Consider the following 15648-nt stretch of genomic DNA (forward strand, 5'->3'; position numbering starts at 1 on the left):
ACGATGCTGAGCGTCGTAACCTTCTTGCTAGCCAGCTTGCTTCTCACCGCATGCTCCACCGTCACCGTACCCGAAACCAGCTCACAGGTACTCCCTGCAGGGTGGAAGAGCGCCGCCCCGACCGGCTGGGTCAGCACGCAGGATTACCAGCAGTGGAACAGCGGCCAGTGGTGGCGCTGGTTCGGCGATGAAACCCTGGATGCGCTGATGGCGCAGGTGGCCATCGGCAACCAGAACATCGCCACCGCTGCGGCCAATGTGGCGCAGGCGCAGGCCCTGCTGCAGCAAAGTGAGGCGCAGCGCTGGCCGACGCTGGGTGTGCAGGCCGGTGCGCAGCGCGGCAGCAGCGCCAGCGGCGGCGCCAACGCGGGCCTTTCGGCCAGCTGGGCGCCCGATCTCTGGGGCCGCATCGCGGCCGGTGTGCAGGCGCAGCAGGCGGCGGTGCAGGCCAGCCAGGCCGACCTGGCCGGTGCGCGCCTGGCGGCGCAGGGGGCGCTGGCGCAGGCCTATCTGCAGGTGCGCGAGCTGGATGCGGAAACGCAGTTGATGGTGGAGATCATCGCGGGCTACGAACGTGCCGAGCAGATCACCGGCAACCGCTACCGTGCGGGCGTGGCGGCGCACACCGACCTGCTGCAGGCCCAGACCACGCTGGAGAACGCCCGCGCCACGCGCGCGGGCCTGGCGCGCAGCAGGGCCACGGCAGAGCATGCGATGGCGCTGCTGCTGGGCCAGGCGCCCGCGCAGTTCACGCTGGCGCCCGCGCCCTGGAACAGCGCCGTGCCTCAGCTGCCTGCGCTGCTGCCGTCCGAGCTGCTGCTGCGCCGCCCCGACGTGGCCTCTGCCGAGCGCAGTCTGGCGGCGGCCAACGCGCGCATAGGCGCGGCGCAGGCGGCGTGGTTTCCCAGCCTGAACCTGTCGGCCGGCATCGGCGGTGCGGCAGGTAGCATCGCCGACCTGTTTTCCGTGCCCACGCTCACCTGGTCGCTGGGCGCTGCGCTGGCCCAGACCTTGTTCGACGCGGGCGCACGCGACGCCGCCGTGCAGCAGGCCGTGGCCGCGCAGCAGGCGGCCACGGCGCAATACCGCCAGAGCGCCCTGAATGCCATGGGGCAGGTGGAAGACCAGCTCACGGCGCTGGACGCGCTGGCGCGCCAGATCGGTCACCAGAAAGCCGCCGCCGATGCGGCCGCGGGCGCGGAGCTGCGCACCATGAACAGCTACCAGGCGGGCCTTTCGGCCTATACCAGCGTGGTGACGGCGCAGGCCGCGACGCTGGGCGCGCGCCGCTCGCTGATGCAGTTGCAGCTGCAACGCCAACAGGCACTCGTTGCACTGGTGCAGGCACTGGGTGGTGGCTGGACAGCGCCCTGGCTGGAAGTGTCGGAAGGGCAAGAGTACAACTGATATTTCAATAATAAAAAAATTGGATATAGGGTTTTCTCTATGCGTATGGGGGTGGTATTTTTGTGTAACCACTCTTAGACTGGCAGCACGAGATGTGATTGCCTGCTTTCCCCCAACCTCCCGATCAGGAAGTGAGGAGACGCATGAAAAACCAGGACGTGATTCTGACGATCTGGCTGACAGGCGCGGTACTGATCAGCCTTGGCTTCATCTTCGTCATCCGGCAGGCCGGCCAGCCCGATACCGACGCCGCTGCCCGGGTGCATGCATCGCACCAATGGCAAGGCCGGCTGTTCATCGTGATGGTGCTGGCCTTCATCGTGGGCACCTGGGCCACGTTGCGCACATTCCCCATACCCCGGCAGGATGTTGCCTCCGGCGCGCCGCAGACGGTGGAGGCCGTGGGCCGCATGTGGTCCTGGGAGCTCAGGCCCGACAAGATCGACGCAGGCAGCATGGTGGAGTTTCGCGTCACCACGGTGGATGTGAACCATGGCTTTGGCGTGTATGCGCCCGATGGCCGCATCGTCACGCAGACGCAGGCCATGCCCGGCTACACCAACCGGCTGGTCCATATCTTCGCGGAGCCCGGCATCTACACGGTGCAGTGCATCGAATACTGCGGCGTCGGCCACGGCCCGATGCGCGCCACGTTTGAAGTTCTTGCGCCAAGGGGGCAATGACCATGGCATCCCTCACCCTGTACCCTGACGAAGAGCGCCTGGCAGGCACTGACCGCCTGGTGTTCAACCTCTACCTCATCACCGGCCTGGTGCTGTTCGTGCTGATGATGCTGCTGGGCCTGGGCATGCGCTGGACGCAGGCGCAATGGCTGGGCGTGCCCTCCAACTGGTTCTACCAGCTGCTGTCCATGCATGGCGCGGGCATGGTCGGCACCTCGGTGATGATCACCACCGCCACCATGTGGTTCTTCCTGCGCAAATACGTCACGCTGCACCTGTGGGCGTTCGCCGCCAACTACGTGCTCTTCATGCTGGGCGCGCTGTGCATCATCGGTGCCATCTTCGGCGGCGGCTATGCGGCGCTGTGGACATTCCTCTACCCGCTGCCGATGCAGGGCATGGGCATGTGGTCGCCGGGCGCATCGGCGCTGTTCATGCTGGGCTATCTTCTCATCGGCGTCGGCTCGCTCATCTTCTACTTCGATGCAGCCGCCGGCATCATCAAGGTGCACGGCAACCTCGGACGGGCGCTGGGACTGCAATGGCTGTTCGGCGGCACCATCAACCAGGATCATCCCAAGGCGGTGGTGGCGAGCACCAGCATGGTCATCGCCAATTCCCTGGGCATTCTGGCCGGGGCGGTGGCGCTGGTGATGAGCCTGGCCGCCATCTTCTTCCCCGAAGTCAAGCTGGACATGGTGTTGATCAAGGCGCTGATCTACTGGTTTGGCCACATGTACATCAACGCCGCGATCTACATGGGCGTGATCGGCATCTATGAGCTGCTGCCGCGCTACACCCACCGGCCTTATGGGCTCTCGCGTGCCTTCCTCTGGGGCTGGGCGACGACCTCCACGCTGGTGATCATCGTCTTCCCGCACCACCTGCTGATGGATTTTGCCGTGCCGCACTGGATGCTGGTGATGGGGCAGATCGCCTCCTGGGGTTCGGGCTTCCCGGTGGTGGTGGTCACGACCTGGGGCGCACTCAGCAACATCTACAAGGCGGACTTCAAATGGAGCCTGCCGCCCATGCTGCTGATCCTTTCGCTCTTTGGCTGGGTCACGGGCGGCTTCGGCGCCTTCCTTGACAGCACCATCGTGGTGAACCTCACCATGCACAACACCCAGTGGGTGCCGGGGCATTTTCACTTCTACCTGCTGCTGGGCGTGGTGGCGATGACGCTGGGTTTCATCTACCACGTCGTGGGCGATCGCTCGCCCGAAACGGTGCAATCGGGCCTGGGAGGCAAAGTCTTCTGGCTGTACTTCGCGGGGGCCCTTGTCTTCCTCTTCGGCTTCCTCGATGGCGGACGGCTGAGCGTGCCGAGGCGCATGGCCGAGCGTATCGACGCCTGGATCTTCACTGACCAGGTTGGCGCTGTTGGCGGCACGCTGGTGTTCCTGGCGATGCTGTACTTTGCCGCCAGGCTCACCGCCGGCCTGCTGCAGACGCGTGCGCCTGCGGGGGCGGGTCGTGCCGGCGCTGCGCACGCTGCTCGCTAGCCTGCCGATTGTTGCCGGCGGGCTGGCGGCACTGCATGCCGCCACCGACGGCTTTCAGGCCTTTACGTCCGAAACCGCGCGGCGCCTTTCCATCGCGAGGGACCCGCGCCTGCTGCCGCAGGTGCCGCTTGAGGCAGCCGATGGCAGCACAGTGCAGCTGGGCGATCTGCGCGGGCGCTGGCTGCTGGTGGACTTCATCTACACGCGCTGCGAGACCTACTGCTCGGTGCAGGGCAATGAATTCGCCCGGCTGCAGCAACGATTGGGCACGCAGATCCAAGCAGGCCAGGTGCAGCTTGTGAGCATCAGCTTTGATCCGGCGTATGACGACCCGGCGCAGCTTGCCGCTTACCAGCGCCGCTCGGGCGACCGCGGCAGCGGCTGGATTGTCGCGCGGCCGGTGCAGACGACCGATTTGCCGAAACTGCTCGCCACCTTTGGCGTGAAGGCCGTACCCGATGGACTCGATGGCTATGTGCACAACGCGGCCATCTCCATCGTCAACCCAGAAGGGCGGGTGGTGGCGGTGCTGGACTGGGACGCGATGCAGCAGGCGCAGGACTATGTGCTGCAAAGGGTGGCGCCGTGAAAAATGGGGCGCGCACCAAGGCCGGGCTGGCCACGCTGCTGTGGCTGGGCCTGGCGCTGCCACCTGCCCGGGCCTTGCTGGAAGCCAGCATGACGCGCCAGATGCTCATTCAGATGCCGCTGCTCGCACTCGTCGGCTGGTGGCTGGCTGCGGTGGTGCCAGCAGTCTGGCGCAATGCGATAAACAGGTGGAACGCGCACGGCATCAACGGTTTTTTGATTGCCTCGTTGACCGGCATGCTCTGGATGGTGCCGCGCATGCTCGATGAAACGCTTGATCTGCCTTGGGTGGAAGCCGCCAAATTCACGTCCATGCCTTTGCTGATCGGTTTGCCTCTGGCGCTGAGCTGGCCACGCGCGGGCTTCGTGCTGCGTGCCGCCGTGCTGGTGGAAGCCATTGCCACGGCGTTCCGCCTGGCGTGGCTCTACCTTGCATCGCCCGTGCGCCTGTGCAGCAGCTATCTGCTGGATGATCAGCAGCGCCTGGGCCAGGGCCTGCTGGTGCTGGGCCTGACGCTGTGCGTAGTGCTGGGCTGGAAGCTGATGTGGGGGCATGTCCGGGTGGATGGCGCGTAGGGCAGTGCGGGTTTCACTGCGCTGGCGCAGGCCATTGACCAGCCCTACCATCCACGCAAATCATCCCTCTCCGGAGTCTCCATGGATCAAGCCACTCAGGTCAAATACGCTGAAACACTGCGCCGTCTGCACCATACGGACGCCGTGCTGCTGCTCCCCAATGCCTGGGATGCCGGCAGCGCCGCCCTGTTTGCCCATTGTGGCTTTGGCGCCATTGCCACCACCAGCGGCGGCGTGGCGTGGGCGCTGGGGCACCAGGACGGCGAACAGGTGCCGCTGCAGGATGTACTGTCCGTGGTGCGCCGCATCACGCACACGGTGGCATTGCCGGTGACGGTGGATTTTGAAAGCGGCTACGGCACGGAACCTGCGCAGGTGGCGGATGCCGTTCGCGCCCTGATCGCCACCGGTGCGGTAGGCGTGAATCTGGAAGACGGCATGCCTGGCCACGGGCCGCAGCGCAGCGTGCGGGAGAGTGCTGAACGCATTCGCGCCGCACGGCAAGCCGCGGCGCAAGCCGGTATTCCATTGGTCATCAATGCGCGTATCGATAACTGGATGCACGCTGTGGATGTCCCATCCGCCCCGCTGGCCGATGCGCTGGCGCGTGCCGCCGCCTACCGCGCGGCAGGCGCTGACTGCCTGTACCCTATAGGCTTGGGTGACAAGGCCACGATCGCGGCCTTTGCGCGTGCGGCAGGGATGCCGGTGAATGTCATGGCAGGCGCTGGTGGAATGGACCTCGCCGAACTGCATCGGATCGGCGTGGCGCGGGTGAGCACCGCCACGCGCTTTGCCACGCTGGCCCTCGGAGCCATGCGGCAGGTGGCGCAGCAGATCCTGCTGTCCGGCAGCTTCGACGCGCTGGCGGGCGATTTCAGTTACAAGGATGCGCAGCAGTTGTTCGAGGCAGGGTAAATCCAGGGACAGCGTGGCGATGCGCCGTGGCTCCGGGAACTTGGGCAGAGTACGTGTAATCAAAAGTGTCGAGACATTGGTTTGCCTGCTCATGGAGGTATGCCATGGACTGGATCACGCAAGCACGCTGGGCGCCGGCTCTGTTCAGTCTGCTGGGTTGTTGCCCTTCTGCCCAGGCGCTGCCGCTGCTTGTGGCTGATACTGCATCCGGCGCACGCGCGGAAATTGTGCTGGAACATCTGCGGAACCCGGCTGCTCCGCCGTTGGCGGCGCAGCGGCTGGACTTTACTGGCTGGAGCCGTCCAGGCCGTCTCGGTGCCGGATTGTCGCTGGGCGTTTGGGCAATCGATTCCGCGCCGCTTCCCACCGGTACGATGAGCGCGCCCAGCCTTTGGACGCCGCAACTGGGTGTCCACTGGCGCATGCCCCTTGCCAATCGCCTGCGGCTGAATATCTCCGGCTGGATTCCCCTGCAGGTGAACGACGCGGCGCGCAGCAGCTGGCCGCTGCAAAACCCCGATGCCGCCTATGCCGCCCGCCTTGAGGTGCAATGGAGCTCGCCGCGCTGGGGCGGGCTGATTCCAGAATATCGCGCCATTGGCGTACAGCTGCAGGGCAGCTCCTCGGGGCGGCTGCTGCTGCGCGCGCGCCATGGTGGGCCGATGATTTACTACCGGGCGAAATTTTGAAGCGCCGCGCTTCCGGAAATCCTGATCTCTGCCCTTGGGGGCGATCACCACGCCGGAAACGAAAAAACCGCTCAAGAGCGGTTTTTCCTTCTTTCGACAGCGCACCCGTTACAAACGGCAGGCAGCAAGCTGCCCGTGCGTGCAACCTGAGATATTCAGGCTGCGGTGGCCAGGGCCTTGACCTTGGCGGACAGGCGGCTCTTGTCGCGCGCGGCCTTGTTCTTGTGAAAAATGCCTTTGTCGGCGATCGAGTCAATGACCGATTGCGCCTTGGCGAAGGCTTCGGTCGCCTTGGCCTTGTCGCCCGTGAGAACGGCCTTTTCGACGTTTTTCACGAAGGTGCGGTAGCGCGAGCGCAGCGAGGTGTTGGCGGCGTTGAGCTTGACGTTTTGACGGGCGCGCTTGCGACCGGAGGCAAGGCGCGGGTTTTTCTTGACTGGCTTTCCAGAGGCCATGAATGAATTCCTTGTGTGTCTGTGGATGATGTCGAAAGAACCTGGGATTGTAATTCATCCCGGTTGCTTCGAAAAGTGCTGCTGCGCGCGCATACACTCGCCTCGGTGTCCCTGATTCGATCTGCCTCCACGGTTTCCCTGCTGACGCTGGCTTCGCGTGTGACCGGGCTTGCGCGAGATCTGCTGATGGCCGCCGTCTTTGGCGCCAGCAGCTTCACCGATGCCTTCAACGTCGCATTTCGCATTCCCAATCTCTTTCGCCGCTTGTTTGCTGAAGGCGCGTTCAGCCAGGCCTTTGTGCCAGTCCTGGCCGCGCACAGACAGGCGCATGGCGAGGCGGACACGCACCGGTTGATCGACGCCGTTGCAACGACACTTTTGTGTGCCTTGGTCCTAACCTGCATTCTGGGTATGCTGGGGGCGCCGGCGCTGGTCTGGGCGCTGGCCAGCGGGCTGCGTCAGGAACCCGCCGGTTTTGAGGCGGCCATCTTCATGACGCGCTGGATGTTTCCCTACATCGCCTTCATGTCGTTGGTGGCGCTGGCGGCCGGCATCCTCAACACCTGGAAGCATTTCACGGTTCCTGCTCTTACGCCGGTACTGCTCAACCTGTGCATGATCGCCGCCGCCTGGTGGGGAGCGCCACTGCTTGCAGCCAGGGGCGTAGAGCCTATTTTCGCCATGGTCGGCGGGGTCATGGCGGGCGGCGCGCTGCAGCTCGCCGTTCAATTCCCCGCGTTGCGGCGGCTGCATCTGTTGCCGCGCATCGCACTGGGGTGGCGTCATCTTCGCGCGGCCTGGACTGATCCCGGGGTGCGGCGCATCCTCTCCCTGATGGCCCCAGCCGTTTTGGGGGTGGGCGTGGCGCAGTTGTCGCTGATGATCAATACGCAGATTGCCTCCTATCTGGCGCCTGGCAGCGTGACCTGGCTTTTCTATGCCGATCGGCTGATGGAATTTCCGACGGCGCTGCTCGGCGTGGCGCTCGGCGTCGTGCTGACACCGCAACTGGCGAGCGCCCTGGCGGGCGGCGACCAGGCGCGCTATTCGGCCATGCTCGACTGGGGCTTGCGCATGGTGGTGCTGCTGGCGGTGCCCTGCGCCGTGGGCCTGCTGGCGTTTGCGCGGCCGCTGGTGGCCACGCTGTTTCATTATGGTGCGCTGCATGGCAGCGACGTACTGCGCATCGCGGCCGCACTCATGGGATATGGAGTGGGGCTGTTGGGGCTGGTGGCGGTCAAGGTACTGGCGCCGGGCTACTATGCGAGCCAGGACATGCGCACGCCGGTGCGCATCGCCATTGTGGTGCTGGTGATCACGCAGTTGCTGAACGTACTGCTGGTTCCCTGGCTGGCGCACGCGGGGCTTGCGCTGTCGATAGCGCTGGGCGCGCTGGTGAATGCAGGATGGCTGTTGATCGGCCTGCGGCGCAAGGGCAGTTACCGGCCGAACCCGGGCTGGGGCGCCTTTTTGACGCGCGTGGCCGTGGCCGCCGCCGCACTGGCTTTGTGGCTGGCCTGGGGCGCGCAGCGTTTTGACTGGCTAGCGTTGAGTGCGCGGCCCCTGGAACGTGTCGGTCTGCTGGCGCTGCTGCTGGCAGGTTCGGCGATGGTGTACTTTGGCGTGTTGACCGCGTCGGGTTTGAAATGGGCGCAACTGGCGCATCGCGGATGAAATGGACTGCACTGACCCCTCTGGAATACTTTGCATCGCTGGTGCATGGCGACACCCTGCCGCTGCTGGAGACGGTGGCGAGCCTGGCGCAGGATGATGAGCCGCGGCTGGATCTGCAGGCGCTGGTCACCGAGATGGACACGCTTTTGCACAGGCTCAGGCAGCGCTTGCCTGCGGACGCGGGCGCGCTCACCCGGCTGCGCATGCTGCACCACTATTTCTACAAGGAGCTGGGCTTTGGCGGAAACCGCAACGACTATTACGCCGCCCGCAACAGCTACCTGCACGAGGTGGTACGCACCCGGATGGGCATACCGGTATCACTGGCGGTGCTGTGGCTGGAACTGGCGCGCGGAATCCAGTTGCGTGCCGATGGCATTTCGTTTCCGGGTCATTTCCTCCTGAAAGTGCGGTTGCCTGATGGCTATGTGGTGATCGATCCCATGAACGGGCGATCGCTCTCGCCCGAGGAGATCGGGGAGCGGCTGGAGCCGATGCGGGAGCGTCTGGGAGCGCTGTCGGAGGAAGAACTTCCGCTGGCGCTGTACCTGCAGGCGGCCTCATCCCGGGATATCGTGGGCCGTATGCTGCGCAACCTCAAGGAGATTCACCGTTCCAACGAGGACTGGGGCCGGCTGGTTGCGGTGCAGGATCGCATGCTGGTGCTCCATCCTGAAGGGTGGAGCGAATGGCGCGACCGCGGGTACGCTCATGCCCAGATCGGCAATACCGTCCAGGCTGTGCAGGATCTTGAAACCTATCTGGCGCATGCCGCCCATGCGGGCGACGTGGAGGAAGTCACACGGCTGGTGGCCCAGTTGCGCGGTGCTTCCGGTACCGGCGCAGAGCGCCGGCCCGATTGATACGGGTTCGCCTTCAGCCGTATAACTTCGTTGGTCAGCCTAGCCGCGCGCCAGCACTGTCTTCGGCTTCCCGCCTCGTTATCCGACCGAATGCAAACCCGTGTGGGTGGTTAGCGGAGGGCTCAGTCCGCCTTGACGGCCAGCACGGGGCAGGGGACGTTGAGCAAGATGTCCTGCGCCATGCTGCCCAGCAACAGCTTGCCCACGGGATTGCGCTTGCGCAGGCCGATCACGAGCACCGTGACCTGCAGGGTCTGCACCATTTCCTCGATTTCCTCGATCGCGCTGTTGCCGCGCACGAAGACCTTGAACTCCGTTTTGATCGGCAAGGTCGCCAGGCGCTCTTCCACGCGCTCGACCTCGTAGCCGCTCACGACGTTGGGGTCGTCCGAGCGACCGCCTGGGCCGGCGTTCACGACCACGAGCTGCTCATTGTTCTTGGTGGCGATTTCAATGCCTTTGTCCAGGGCGGCCTGGCCTTCGGGACGGGGGACGTAGGCGACGAGAACGGTCATGGTGATACCTGCATATTTGTAGTGGATAGCAGTGCTGATTATGCAAGAAGCAATGCGTTTCAGCGCAATCGCGCCGGTGCTGGTTTACACCAGTCGCGCGGCCTCCAGTTCCTTCTTGGCATAGGCGTAGAAGAGCGGTGCGGCCACCAGCCCCGCCGGGCCGAAGATGGATTCGGCCACGAACAGCACCGTGAGCAGCTCCCAGACGCGGATGTGCGTCTGCTGGCCGACCACTTTGGCGTTGATCAGGTATTCCGCCTTGTGGATCAGGATCAGGAAGCCCAGACAGGCGATTGCCGCGAGCGGCGACACCGACAGACCCACCAGCGTGATGACGGCATTGCACAGGAGGTTGCCGACGATGGGGATCAGCCCGCCGACGAAGGTCAGCATGATGAGCAAGGCGGTGTAGGGCAGCTTCAGCCCCCACAGCGGCAGCACCAGCAATAGAAAAACGGCGGTGAGCGTGGTGTTGAACGCGGCGATCCAGAACTGCGCCGTGACAATCTGGCGGAATGCCTCGCCCATGCGGGTGGCACGCAGCATCAGCTGCCGCACCAACGGCCCGCTGGCCCTTGTTTCGTGGGGCAAGGCGGCCAGGGCGCCCACGATCAGGCCGACGTAGGCATACAGAAGTCCACCCAGCCAGGCCCGGCCCGCCAGGGCCAGTGCGCCGGCCTTGGCGCCCAGATAGCCGGCCAGCACGCGCTGGATTTCGGCTGCGCCCTCGGGCAGCTGCGCCGCGATCTCGGGCGGCAGCTTGTCACGCAGTTCCAGCACCGTGCGGGCGAGAAAATCCAGCAGCTCGCGGTACTGCTGAGGCGCTTCGATGATGTAGGAGCGCGAGTGCGAGAGCGCCAGCGCCAGCAGCAGCACAGGGGCCAGCATGACCAGCGCCGCAGCCAGGTTGTGCACCGCAAACGGCAGGCGCCGCTGCGCCCAGTGCAGGCGCTGGTTCAGCCAGCGGGTCAGCAGGAAGGCGACGCAGGCGCTGAGCATGCCCGCCAGCAGGCCGTAGTGCATCACGCCAAGCAGGGCACCTGCCATCAAGAGGTGGCTGGCGGCTATGGCACGGGTGCTTTCCGGCGCAATTGGACGGGTCACGGGCTGGCGCAATCAGGCAATGCTCACGGCGTCGGCGCCACGCTGCACGACGGTGCCTATGGCATAGACCGTTTCGCCCAGTGCCTGCAGGGCCGCGGCAGCCGCGGGCGCCGCGTCCGGCGACAGGATGGCCACCATGCCGATGCCATTGTTGAAAGTGCGGTTCATTTCCACGTCATCGATGCCGGCGGTGCGCTGCAGCCAGGCAAAAAGCTCGGTCCGTGGCCAGCTTCCCGCCCGTAGGTGCACGCCCAGGTGCTGCGGCAGCACGCGCGGAATGTTTTCCAGCAGACCGCCGCCCGTGATGTGTGCCAGTGCCTTGATCGGATGCTGCGCGAGGAGCGCGAGCACGCTTTTGACGTACAGCCGCGTCGGCTCCATGATGGCCTGCCGAAAAGGCTTGCCGTCAAGGTGCGTGGGGGCCTTGGTGCCGGCCCGTTCCAGGCATTTGCGCACCAGGCTGAAGCCGTTGGAGTGCACGCCGCTGGAGGCCAGGCCGAGCACGGTGTCGCCCGCCTGGACGCTGGTGCCATCGAGAATTTTCGATTTTTCGACCGCACCCACGGCAAACCCGGCCAGGTCGTATTCCCCATCGGGATACATGCCCGGCATTTCGGCGGTTTCTCCGCCGATCAAGGCACAGCCCGAGAGTTCGCAGCCACGCGCGATACCGCCGACGACGGCGGCCGCCGTATCGACATGCAGCTTGCCGCAGGCGAAGTAATCCAGAAAAAACAGCGGCTCGGCGCCCTGAACGAGCACGTCGTTGACGCTCATCGCCACCAGGTCTATGCCCACGGTGTCGTGCATGTTCCACTCGAACGCCAGCTTGAGCTTGGTGCCCACGCCATCGGTGCCGGAGACCAGCACCGGCTCCCGATAGCGCTTGGGTACCTCAAAGAGCGCGCCGAAGCCGCCGATGCCATTGATCACGCCTTCGCGCAGCGTCTTGCGCGCGAGGGGCTTGATACGCTCCACCAGTGCGTCGCCCGCATCGATGTCGACGCCGGCGTCTTTGTAGGAAATGGGAGCTTGCGCTGCTGGGGAACTCATGGGCGGTGCGCGCACGTGGCGGCAGGGTGGTTGCAGGGGCAGGCGACGATTCTAGGGCAACGTAAAATCAATCATCCCGGCTTCAGCCTGCGCATCGGCAGGAAAACGCCGCGTCTCTCATTCTTCATGCACACCCTCTTGTCTTCCAACGCCGTCCGGTTTGCTCCATGAAACAGTTGGCGCTCGATATCGGGCTGCCTGCCGGCCCCACGCTGGGCAATTTTCTCGCCGATGGCAATGGGCAGGCGCTGCAGTGCCTGCACGAGGGGCTGTGCCGCGAGGGCCGGGCGCAAGCGCCGGTGTACCTGTGGGGCGGCCGGGGCTGCGGCAAATCGCATCTGCTGCGGGCCAGCGTCCTGGCGCTGCAGCAGCAGGGCGCCAGGGTGGGCTGGATGGATGCCGCATCGGGCGCCCCGGGTGGTTTCGACGATGGCTGGGATGCCGTCGCCATGGACGACGTGCATCGGTACGACGAGGCACTGCAGGAAGCGGCGTTCAACTGGTTCGTCAATGCCACCCACCCGCAGGCCGGCAGCGCGCGCTGGGTCCTGGCCGCAGGCGCCTTGCCGCCGGCGGACCTGCCGCTGCGCGACGACCTGCGCAGCCGCTTGGGCTGGGGGCAGGTGTTTCAGCTTCAGCCTCTGGACGAGGTGGGATGCCGCCATGTGCTGCGCCAGCAGGCCCAGGAGCGTGGCATCGCCTTGCCCGACGAGGTGCTGGATTTCATGCTGGTGCGCTTTGCGCGCGACATGGGCAGCCTGGCGCAGATGCTGCGGGCGTTGGACCACTTTGCCTTGCAAGCCCGGCGGGCGGTCACCATCCCGCTGGTGCGTGCGATGCTGAACGAGGCGCCTGACGTGGCGGAGCTTGCATGACGCAGCGCGATGGCCGTGGCGCGCAGCCCCGTCTGGCCTTGTTTGATCTTGACCATACCTTGCTGCCGCTGGATTCCGACTATGAATGGGGCGAGTTCACGATCCGCGAAGGCTGGTGCGACCGCGGCGATTTCGGGCGGCGCAATGAAGCATTCTTTGCCGATTACCAGCGCGGCAGCCTGGATGTTCACGATTACGTGCGTTTTGCGACGCAGGCGCTGCGCCGGCAGGGCCCTGGCGCTGCGCGCGCTGCCCACGCGCGCTTCATGCGCGAGGTGATAGCACCAGCCATACGCCCGCAGGCACTGGCCTTGCTGCAAAAACACCGCGACGCGGGCGACCTGGTCGTCATCATCACGGCCACCAACGAATTCGTCACGGCGCCCATTGCACAAGCGTTAAATGTTGCCAATTTGATAGCAATTGAATTGGAGCGTGGCGCCGATGGCTGGATCACCGGCGAAATCCGCGGCGTGCCGTCGATGCGCGAGGGCAAGGTCGTGCGCCTGCGCCAGTGGCTGGCCGGGCGCGGCATGGCGCTGGAGCACTGCGAATCCACTTTCTACAGCGATTCCATGAACGACCTGTCGCTGCTGCAGCTGGTCGATCACCCCGTCGCCACCAACCCCGGAGACGAGCTGCGCGCCCTGGCGCATGCGCGCGGCTGGCCCGTGCTGGATCTGTTTGCCGAACCACCTACTCCATGATCAAGACCTTCATCGACAAATTGCTGGGCAAGCGCACCGGCAGCAAAAACCCCTTCGGCAGGCGCGAAGAAGTGCCCGAGAGCGTGCACCACATCGATCCGGCGCTGGTGGACAAGCGCGCGGCAGAAGTGGTGCGCACGCTCAAGCAGGCGGGCTTTGAGGCCTACATCGTCGGCGGCGCGGTGCGCGATCTGCTGCTGGGCCTCAAGCCCAAGGACTTCGACGTGGCGACCAACGCCACGCCCGAGCAGGTCAAGGGGCTGTTCCGGCGTGCCTTCATCATCGGCCGGCGTTTTCGCATCGTGCATGTGGTGCACGGCCGCGGGCGCGAGCATGAGGTGATCGAGGTATCGACGTTTCGCGCCTATCTGGACAACGCGGCGGCGGAGCAGGTGCGGGGCAACGAGAAAACCGGCAAGGCCGAGCTCGCTGGGCTGCGCCATGCGGTGGATGCCAGTGGCCGCGTGCTGCGCGACAACGTCTGGGGGCCGCAGGAAGAAGACGCCGCGCGGCGCGATTTCACCGTCAACGCGCTTTATTACGACCCGGAAACGCAGATCGTGGTGGACTACCACAAGGGCATCCAGGACGCGCACAAGCGCGTGCTGCGCATGATCGGCGATCCGGCCACGCGCTTTCACGAAGACCCGGTGCGCATCATCCGCGCCGCGCGCTTTGCCGCCAAGCTGGGCGTGCGCGGCTTCACGCTGGAGCCGCGCACCGCCAAACCGCTGGTGGCGTGCGAGCCGCTGCTGCGCGACATTCCGCAAAGCCGTTTGTTCGACGAGATGCTCAAGCTGCTGCAGACCGGGCATGCGCTGGCTTCGGTGGAGCAGTTGCGCAAGCTGGGGCTGGAACGCGGCATCTACCCGCTGCTGGACGTGGTGGTGGAGCGCGCCGAGCTGCCGCTGGTGCATGCGGTGCTGCTCGACACCGACAGGCGCGTGGGCGAAGGCAAGGCGGTGGCGCCGAGCTTTCTGCTCTCCTGCGTGCTCTGGCCGGATGTGAAGGCGGGCTGGGAGCGCCACCAGGGACGGGGCGAGCATGCCTTTCCGGCGCTGCAGGCGGCGATCGACGAGGTGTTTGCCCAGCGTATCGGCGACATCTCCGGCCGCGGCAAGCTGGCGGCCGACATGCGCGAAATCTGGGTCATGCAGCCGCGCTTTGAAAAGCGCTCCGGCCAGAGCGCGCTGAGCATGGTGGCGCACATCCGCTTTCGCGCGGGGTTTGATTTTCTGCGCCTGCGCGCCGACAGCGGCGAAGTGGCTGAGGAATTGGTGGCCTGGTGGCAGCAATTCTCCATGGCCGATGATGCGCGCCGCCAGGACATGCTCGATCAGGTGCGCGATGAACAGCGCCAGCGCCAGCGCGCGCAGCCGCGCCGGTCTGCCCCGGTGGCGCCCGCCGCGCACGCGATGTCTGCGGCGGCTGCACCCGAGGGCGCTGACGGCGCGCTGCAGGTGGCGGCGAAGAAGCGCAGGCGCCGCCGCCGCAAGCCCTCGGCAGACGGGGGTGGCGGCGAGGCGGCGCCCGAGTGAATGCCTTCATCGGCCTGGGTGCCAATCTGGGCGATGCGCAGGCGGGCCTGCGCGCGGCGGTACAGGCCATGGCGCAGTGGCCGCACAGCCGCGTGCTGGCGGTTTCCTCGCTCTACGCGAGCGCGCCCGTGGACGCGCAAGGGCCGGATTACCTCAATGCCGTTGTCAAATTAGATACAAAAATGGCTGCTGGCGCTTTGCTGGCGGCGCTGCAAGCTATTGAAAACGAAGCGGGACGCACGCGTCCCTACCGCAATGCGCCGCGCACGCTGGACCTGGATTTGCTGCTTCTGGGTGATCTGCAGCTGGGTGATCTGCAGCTGGGTGATGAGCGCCTGACGCTGCCGCACCCGCGGATGTGGCAGCGCGCGTTTGTCCTGCTGCCGCTGCGCGAGCTGGCGCCCGAGCGGGTCAGCGCTGCGCAGCTTGCCCTGGTGCAGGGGCAGCGCATCCGCTGCGTACGGCAAGGGTCCGCCTGGGCCGGTAGCGGCTGGTAGC

General features: G+C 65.6%; 17 protein-coding genes. 13 read left to right on the forward strand and 4 right to left on the reverse strand.

Annotated elements, in window-relative coordinates; all coding sequences use genetic code 11:
- Nucleotides 1-3: 3 nt before the first annotated feature.
- The 7 genes from K320_RS0115915 (at nucleotide 4) to K320_RS0115945 (ending at nucleotide 6366) form a co-directional block, all read left to right on the forward strand.
- Complete coding sequence (locus K320_RS0115915) at nucleotides 4-1407, forward strand: efflux transporter outer membrane subunit (RefSeq protein ID WP_051384962.1); 1404 nt, start codon at nucleotides 4-6, stop codon at nucleotides 1405-1407.
- 143 nt (nucleotides 1408-1550) lie between these two features.
- Nucleotides 1551-2090, forward strand: coding sequence for a cupredoxin domain-containing protein (locus K320_RS0115920; RefSeq protein WP_024539814.1), 540 nt, complete (start codon nucleotides 1551-1553; stop codon nucleotides 2088-2090).
- A 2-nt stretch (nucleotides 2091-2092) separates the two neighbouring features.
- Nucleotides 2093-3595, forward strand: a complete 1503-nt coding sequence (locus tag K320_RS0115925; RefSeq protein WP_024539815.1) for a cbb3-type cytochrome c oxidase subunit I — start codon at nucleotides 2093-2095, stop codon at nucleotides 3593-3595.
- On the forward strand, nucleotides 3567-4184 hold the full coding sequence (locus tag K320_RS0115930; protein WP_024539816.1) for an SCO family protein: 618 nt from the start codon (nucleotides 3567-3569) through the stop codon (nucleotides 4182-4184). Before K320_RS0115925 ends, K320_RS0115930 begins: the two co-directional genes overlap by 29 nt.
- Nucleotides 4181-4759, forward strand: coding sequence for a hypothetical protein (locus K320_RS0115935; RefSeq protein ID WP_024539817.1), 579 nt, complete (start codon nucleotides 4181-4183; stop codon nucleotides 4757-4759). Before K320_RS0115930 ends, K320_RS0115935 begins: the two co-directional genes overlap by 4 nt.
- An 81-nt stretch (nucleotides 4760-4840) precedes the next feature.
- Nucleotides 4841-5677 (forward strand): isocitrate lyase/PEP mutase family protein, encoded by an 837-nt coding sequence (locus K320_RS0115940; protein ID WP_024539818.1) that lies wholly within the window; start codon nucleotides 4841-4843, stop codon nucleotides 5675-5677.
- Between the two features lie 104 nt (nucleotides 5678-5781).
- Nucleotides 5782-6366 (forward strand): hypothetical protein, encoded by a 585-nt coding sequence (locus tag K320_RS0115945; RefSeq protein WP_024539819.1) that lies wholly within the window; start codon nucleotides 5782-5784, stop codon nucleotides 6364-6366.
- 155 nt (nucleotides 6367-6521) lie between these two features.
- Here K320_RS0115945 and rpsT read toward each other — a convergent pair whose 3' ends face one another.
- The gene (rpsT, locus tag K320_RS0115950; protein WP_024539820.1) at nucleotides 6522-6821 is read right to left on the reverse strand and encodes a 30S ribosomal protein S20; all 300 of its coding nucleotides are present in this window, start codon (nucleotides 6819-6821) and stop codon (nucleotides 6522-6524) included.
- 105 nt (nucleotides 6822-6926) lie between these two features.
- On the opposite strand from rpsT, the gene murJ reads away from it, so the two are divergent.
- Both murJ and K320_RS0115960 read left to right on the forward strand, forming a co-directional pair.
- Nucleotides 6927-8495 (forward strand): murein biosynthesis integral membrane protein MurJ, encoded by a 1569-nt coding sequence (gene murJ, locus K320_RS0115955; RefSeq protein WP_024539821.1) that lies wholly within the window; start codon nucleotides 6927-6929, stop codon nucleotides 8493-8495.
- Nucleotides 8492-9358 (forward strand): SirB1 family protein, encoded by an 867-nt coding sequence (locus K320_RS0115960; protein WP_024539822.1) that lies wholly within the window; start codon nucleotides 8492-8494, stop codon nucleotides 9356-9358. Before murJ ends, K320_RS0115960 begins: the two co-directional genes overlap by 4 nt.
- Before the next feature lie 122 nt (nucleotides 9359-9480).
- Here the strand turns inward: K320_RS0115960 and K320_RS0115965 are convergent, their stop codons facing one another.
- The 3 genes from K320_RS0115965 to purM all read right to left on the reverse strand — a co-directional run bounded on the left by K320_RS0115965 (nucleotide 9481) and on the right by purM (nucleotide 12030).
- A complete protein-coding gene (locus K320_RS0115965) occupies nucleotides 9481-9873 on the reverse strand; it encodes a universal stress protein (protein WP_024539823.1) in 393 nt (130 codons plus the stop codon).
- Nucleotides 9874-9957: 84 nt separating this feature from the next.
- Entirely contained in the window at nucleotides 9958-10920 is a 963-nt protein-coding gene (locus K320_RS0115970; protein ID WP_084301283.1) for an AI-2E family transporter, read from the reverse strand.
- Nucleotides 10921-10989: 69 nt separating this feature from the next.
- A complete protein-coding gene (gene purM / locus K320_RS0115975; protein ID WP_024539825.1) occupies nucleotides 10990-12030 on the reverse strand; it encodes a phosphoribosylformylglycinamidine cyclo-ligase in 1041 nt (346 codons plus the stop codon).
- Nucleotides 12031-12197: 167 nt separating this feature from the next.
- Here purM and hda point away from each other — a divergent pair, with 167 nt between their 5' ends.
- The 4 genes from hda to folK are packed head-to-tail and all read left to right on the forward strand — an operon-like array spanning nucleotide 12198 to nucleotide 15647.
- The gene (gene hda, locus K320_RS0115980) at nucleotides 12198-12905 is read left to right on the forward strand and encodes a DnaA regulatory inactivator Hda (RefSeq protein WP_024539826.1); all 708 of its coding nucleotides are present in this window, start codon (nucleotides 12198-12200) and stop codon (nucleotides 12903-12905) included.
- Nucleotides 12902-13612: a histidinol-phosphatase gene (locus K320_RS0115985; RefSeq protein ID WP_024539827.1), complete on the forward strand. Its 711-nt coding sequence runs from the start codon at nucleotides 12902-12904 to the stop codon at nucleotides 13610-13612. The genes hda and K320_RS0115985 overlap by 4 nt, the downstream gene beginning before the upstream one ends.
- Nucleotides 13609-15150, forward strand: a complete 1542-nt coding sequence (gene pcnB, locus K320_RS0115990) for a polynucleotide adenylyltransferase PcnB (protein WP_024539828.1) — start codon at nucleotides 13609-13611, stop codon at nucleotides 15148-15150. The genes K320_RS0115985 and pcnB overlap by 4 nt, the downstream gene beginning before the upstream one ends.
- Nucleotides 15147-15647 carry a 2-amino-4-hydroxy-6-hydroxymethyldihydropteridine diphosphokinase gene (gene folK, locus K320_RS0115995; protein ID WP_024539829.1) on the forward strand — a complete coding sequence of 167 codons (501 nt, stop codon included), beginning with the start codon at nucleotides 15147-15149 and terminating at the stop codon, nucleotides 15645-15647. Before pcnB ends, folK begins: the two co-directional genes overlap by 4 nt.
- Nucleotide 15648: the final 1 nt, after the last annotated feature.

Source organism: Comamonas badia DSM 17552, from assembly GCF_000484635.1.
In the GTDB taxonomy this organism is placed as follows: Bacteria; Pseudomonadota; Gammaproteobacteria; order Burkholderiales; family Burkholderiaceae_C; genus Comamonas_C; species Comamonas_C badia.

Excerpts from the sequence above, each read along its gene's own strand:
- K320_RS0115915 (WP_051384962.1), top strand. The coding sequence starts at position 4 with ATGCTGAGCGTCGTAACCTTCTTGCTAGCCAGCTTGCTTCTCACCGCA.
- K320_RS0115920 (WP_024539814.1), top strand. The coding sequence starts at position 1,551 with ATGAAAAACCAGGACGTGATTCTGACGATCTGGCTGACAGGCGCGGTA.
- K320_RS0115925 (WP_024539815.1), top strand. The coding sequence starts at position 2,093 with ATGGCATCCCTCACCCTGTACCCTGACGAAGAGCGCCTGGCAGGCACT.
- K320_RS0115940 (WP_024539818.1), top strand. The coding sequence starts at position 4,841 with ATGGATCAAGCCACTCAGGTCAAATACGCTGAAACACTGCGCCGTCTG.
- K320_RS0115945 (WP_024539819.1), top strand. The coding sequence starts at position 5,782 with ATGGACTGGATCACGCAAGCACGCTGGGCGCCGGCTCTGTTCAGTCTG.
- rpsT (WP_024539820.1), bottom strand. The coding sequence starts at position 6,821 with ATGGCCTCTGGAAAGCCAGTCAAGAAAAACCCGCGCCTTGCCTCCGGT.
- K320_RS0115960 (WP_024539822.1), top strand. The coding sequence starts at position 8,492 with ATGAAATGGACTGCACTGACCCCTCTGGAATACTTTGCATCGCTGGTG.
- K320_RS0115965 (WP_024539823.1), bottom strand. The coding sequence starts at position 9,873 with ATGACCGTTCTCGTCGCCTACGTCCCCCGTCCCGAAGGCCAGGCCGCC.
- K320_RS0115970 (WP_084301283.1), bottom strand. The coding sequence starts at position 10,920 with ATGGCAGGTGCCCTGCTTGGCGTGATGCACTACGGCCTGCTGGCGGGC.
- purM (WP_024539825.1), bottom strand. The coding sequence starts at position 12,030 with ATGAGTTCCCCAGCAGCGCAAGCTCCCATTTCCTACAAAGACGCCGGC.
- hda (WP_024539826.1), top strand. The coding sequence starts at position 12,198 with ATGAAACAGTTGGCGCTCGATATCGGGCTGCCTGCCGGCCCCACGCTG.
- K320_RS0115985 (WP_024539827.1), top strand. The coding sequence starts at position 12,902 with ATGACGCAGCGCGATGGCCGTGGCGCGCAGCCCCGTCTGGCCTTGTTT.
- pcnB (WP_024539828.1), top strand. The coding sequence starts at position 13,609 with ATGATCAAGACCTTCATCGACAAATTGCTGGGCAAGCGCACCGGCAGC.